Raw genomic sequence first — 4,566 nt, 5'->3', positions numbered from 1 at the left:
CCCCGAACCCACCCGCGATCACGATCTTCGCGGAGGTCGTGGCTCGAGACGGCGGCGGCCCGGACAACCGGCGTCGCTAGAGCTTGCGAAGTCCACTGAGCACCCTTTCGAGCAGTGTCACATCAGGCTGACCGCCGGGATCCCCGTCATGACCCGGCTGGTGAATGGCGACCAGGCCCGCCTCGGCGAGATCGGCCACCAGAATCCGGGCCACCCCCAGCGGGAGCGAGAGCAGCGCGGACACCTCGGCGACGGACTTGACCTCGTAGCAGAGCTGGCAGATCCGCTGGTGCTCGGGCAGCTGCCCCTGGAGCTGCACCGGATCCGCCGTGGTGCTCACCAGCGCCTCGATGGCCAACTGGTACCGCGGCCTCGTCCGGCCACCGGTCATCGCGTACGGACGCACCAGGGGCTGATCGCCCTCGTCGTCATAGGACCCGTAGTGATGCGAGGCACCGTACGGGCCCTGCGAAGGTGGCGGGGTGATCATAGCTCCTCCGAGCGATACCTCAGGTCGGCAATTCAGTTGGTGGTGCTCATGTGGGGGGAGCTTTGTTTCAGTTCAGCAGGGAGCCCTGGAGTTCGGCGCGGAGGTCGGGCGTCAGAACCGTACCGGCACGGTCCACCAGCAACGCCATCTCGTACCCCACCAGACCGATATCGGCCTCAGGGTGCGCCAACACCGCCAACGACGAACCATCCGAGATCGACATGATGAAGAGGAACCCCCGCTCCATCTCCACCACCGTCTGATTCACCGCACCACCCTCGAAGATCCGCGACGCACCAGCCGTCAACGACGTCAGCCCGGAAGCCACCGCCGCCAACTGATCAGCACGATCCCGCGGAAACCCCTCGGACAACGCCAGAAGAAGACCGTCAGCGGAAACCACCACCGTGTGCGACACCCCAGGGGTGTTGTCCACAAAACTGGTGATCAACCAGTTCAGGTTCTGCGCCGCCTGGCTCATCGGGCTCACACTAACGCTCCTGATCGTAGGTGTGACCGGGGCCTGAGCCCCGTTCGTCGTTCTGTGCGTCGCGGCTCTTCCCCGCGCCGCGGCCCTGCTCCACCCCGCGGCGCAGGCTGCTGAGCCGGCCGCGGACATCGTTCGGATCCCGGGATATCTGAGGACCGCCGGGCTTGGGCTCCGGTAGGGGGTGCTCCGTCAGGTTGGCCCGGGGGACTCGCCTCGGGAGCCCCGAGGACGTGGTACCGCCGGTGCGCTCCTCGCGGCGTGGACCGCGATCCCATCGCACCTCGTCCGACGTCGACGACGCCGGAGCCTCTTCCCGCGGTCGCTGTGCCGAATCCTCCTCGGGCTGCCACTGTCGGTCCCGGCGGGGTAGCCCCGCGCTGGTGGTCGCGGGGTACTGCGCCGCGACCTGGTCTGGTTCAGTGAAGCCTACGCGCTGCTGGGCGCCCGCGGGACCTCCGAGTGGAGATTCCGCCGTTGGCGCGAAACCGCCGAACACCGGTGGTGCGTCGGCCGGTTCACCATACCCGGGGTAAGGCTCGGGGGTGGCCTCGGGCCGCCCTTCGAGCGCCGGGGCGGCGGCGTGCCGCCCGGTCGGCTGGGGTGCCGGGAGCGCGGGAGGCGTGTCGGGGCCGGCCGCCGACGCCGGGGGCGCGCTGGCCGGGTCGAGCGCCACCCGGCGCCCGCCGCGCAGCAGCGAGCGGCCGACCGGGTCGAGTTCGATGGTGTCGCCCGGACTCCCGTACCGGGACTCGTCGAAGCCCAGTTCGGCCGCGGCGCGGGCGGCGGCCCTGCGGTCGGCCTCGCTGACGTCCGGCGAGCCGGCGGCGGTGAGGGCGGGCGCGATCTCGTCGCGCGGGGGCTTGCGGCGCCGACCGGTGCCACCCGCCAGTGTCAACGTGTCGGGGAGCATCACCAGCGAGGTGGTGCCCGACTGTTCGCCCGACGGCCGCAGCTGGACGCGGATGCCGTGCCGCAGCGACAGCCGGCCGACCACGAACAGGCCCATCCGCTGGGAGACGGCGGCGTCCACGGCCGGCGGCTCGGCCAGCCGCTTGTTGATCTCGGCGAAGTCCTCCTGGGTGAGGCCGATGCCCTTGTCGTGGATCTCGACCATGATCCGCCCGTCCGGCAGCCGGGTGGCGGTGACCCGAACCCTGGTCTGCGGCGAGGAGAACGTCGTGGCGTTCTCCAGCAGCTCGGCCAGCAGGTGCACCAGGTCGTTGACCACCGAGCCCTGGATCTCGGCCTCGGGGACGCCGGAGATCTCGATCCGGTCGTAGGCCTCCACCTCGGAGGCGGCGGCCCGCAGCACGTCGACGAGCGCGACCGGCTGGTTCCAGCGGTTCTCGGGCTCCTCGCCGGCCAACACCAGCAGGTTCTCGCCGTTGCGGCGCATCCGGGTGGCCAGGTGGTCCAGCTTGAACAGGTGCTCGAGCTGCTCGGGGTCGGCCTCGTGGTTCTCCAGCTCGCTGATCAGGGTGAGCTGGCGCTCGATCAGTCCCTGGTTGCGGCTGGAGAGGTTGGTGAAGATGGCGTTCACGTTGCCGCGCAGCAGGGCCTGTTCGGCGGCGAGCCGGACGGCCTCCCGGTGGACCTGGTCGAACGCGCGGGCGACCTCGCCGATCTCGTCGCGCCCGACGATGCTGATCGGGGCCACCGTGGTGTCGACGTCGCCGGGGCGGGTGCGGGAGAGCTGGTGGACCATCGCGGGCAGCCGCTGCTCGGCGACCTCGGCGGCCGCGGCGCGGAGCTGGCGCATGTCGCGGCTGATGGCGCGGGCCACCAGGCCGGCGAGCACCAGGGCCAGCAGCACGGCGGCCAGCACCCCGGCGGAGTTGACGATCATGTCGCGCCGGGCGGCGCCGGCGACGTCCAGGGCCTCGTCGACCGCGTCGTCGACGAGGCTGACCTCGATGTCGCGGTAGGCGTCGAACTCGGCGGTGGCGGCCTGGAACCAGTTGTTGGGGGTGACCCCCTGGGCGGACAGCTGCTCGGGGGTGGCGCCCGAGGAGACCAGCTCGACCATGTTCCGCAGGTCGGGGGCGCCCGGGGCGCCGGCCGCCGCGGCGTCGTTCGCCTCGGCCATCGCCTCGGCCAGCCGGTCGACGTCCTCGGGGGTGCCCGCGGCGGTGTACTCGGCGCGGGCGATGTTCTCCAGGTAGTCGTAGGAGCCGAACGCGGTGAGCTGCGCCTCGGTGCTCTGCTCGCCCGGACCGGGCGCCACCAACAGGTGCGTGCCGATGGACCGTTGCAGCGAGCTGGCGGCCTTGGCCAGCGAGATGGCGTACACGGTGCGGCCGTAGGAGGTGATGTTGTCGGTGCCCAGGCCGAGTTCGTTGGAGAACGACATCAGCGGGTGCTGGACGGCGACGTAGCCCTCCTCGGTGGCCACGCCCGGCAGTTCACCGGTGTAGGCGGCGTCGCGCAGCGGCTGGAGCTGGGGCTCCACCTCGGCGACGGCGGCGACGCGGCGGCGCAGGCTCTCGGTGTCCGGGGCGTCCTCCGCTCGCGCGTAGAACTCCTGGCGCGCCGCGTCGGTGGCCGCCCTGGCCTCGGCGACGACCTCGGCCGACTGGTCGCCCTGCAGCAGTGGTTGGGCCGTGACGTCGCGCTCGTCGATCAGCGCGTGCCCGTAGGCCGTGGAGGCGCGCACCAGTTCGGCGATGCGCTCGGCGTCGCCGGCCTCCTGCCAGCGGTCGTAGGAACCCCAGACGCGGAGGCCGCCCAGCAGGAGGGCGACCAGCACGGGGATCAGCAGGATCGCGTAGAGCTTGGTGGCGACCCGCAGGTTGCGGGGGGCGAACCGGGAGCCGGCGGCGGGCGGGTGCTCCCGGTCACCCGGGGCTCCGGCCGGCGGCCCGGGTGTCGCGGCGGGCGGCTGGAACGGGCTCCGGCTCGGTTCGCCGTGGGCGGCCGCTTCTCCGGGGAACGGAGGAGTCGCGGAATTGCGCCTCACAGGCTGTCACCTCTCGGCATTGATTTTCGCCATCGCGGGTGGGCCGGTCACGCCCGGGGGTTGCGTGGATTCCAACACGCCACGGGATGACTTTCCAATCCCCCAAACCATGCCGATTCCGGCCACCGATCAATGCCCACAAAGCGGGGTATCACACGCGATACCCCACAAAGCCCGGAGGGTTCGTACGCGGAGCGGAGCCGTCCACTTGCGGCCCGTGCACACAATGTGCGGAATTGCCGGTCGAATTGTTACGGAATCCTGGAGGTGAGGCGCGGGTTCCGTGACGCCGTGACGGACGGCACAGCCGGCGCGTCCGCCACAGACAGCACAGCCCGCCGGCTGAGCCGGCGGGCGGCGGACGACCGGGGTGGGTCGGTCAGTGGAGGCGGGCCAGGAGCGCGTGTTCGACGAGGGTGATCAGACCGCTCTTGGCCTCGGACCGGTGTCGGGCGTCGGTGGTGATGATCGGGGCGTCGGGGCCGATCTGCAGCGCCTCCCGTACCTCCTCGGGCGAGTACGGCTGATGCCCGTCGAACCCGTTCAACGCGATCACGAACGGCAGACCACTGTTCTCGAAGTAGTCCACCGCCGGGAAACAGTCCGCCAACCGCCGGGTGTCCACCAACA

The 4,566-nt window shown here is 71.2% G+C and carries 3 protein-coding genes and 1 pseudogene; all 4 read right to left on the bottom strand.

The features are described 5' to 3' along the window. Positions 1-76: 76 nt before the first annotated feature. A complete protein-coding gene (locus tag E1283_RS32450; RefSeq protein ID WP_425086265.1) occupies positions 77-487 on the bottom strand; it encodes a DUF742 domain-containing protein in 411 nt (136 codons plus the stop codon). A gap of 70 nt (positions 488-557) precedes the next feature. Beyond that, positions 558-971: a roadblock/LC7 domain-containing protein gene (locus tag E1283_RS32445; RefSeq protein WP_132821745.1), complete on the bottom strand. Its 414-nt coding sequence runs from the start codon at positions 969-971 to the stop codon at positions 558-560. A 10-nt stretch (positions 972-981) separates the two neighbouring features. Further along, positions 982-3,936: a sensor histidine kinase gene (locus tag E1283_RS32440; protein WP_132821743.1), complete on the bottom strand. Its 2,955-nt coding sequence runs from the start codon at positions 3,934-3,936 to the stop codon at positions 982-984. Between the two features lie 379 nt (positions 3,937-4,315). Beyond that, a pseudogene (locus E1283_RS32435) lies at positions 4,316-4,566 on the bottom strand (ATP/GTP-binding protein); the annotation flags it as partial.

Source organism: Streptomyces hainanensis, assembly GCF_004348415.1.
Classification (GTDB): domain Bacteria; phylum Actinomycetota; class Actinomycetes; order Streptomycetales; family Streptomycetaceae; genus Streptomyces; species Streptomyces hainanensis.
This window is presented reverse-complemented; position numbering and strand designations above follow the sequence as displayed.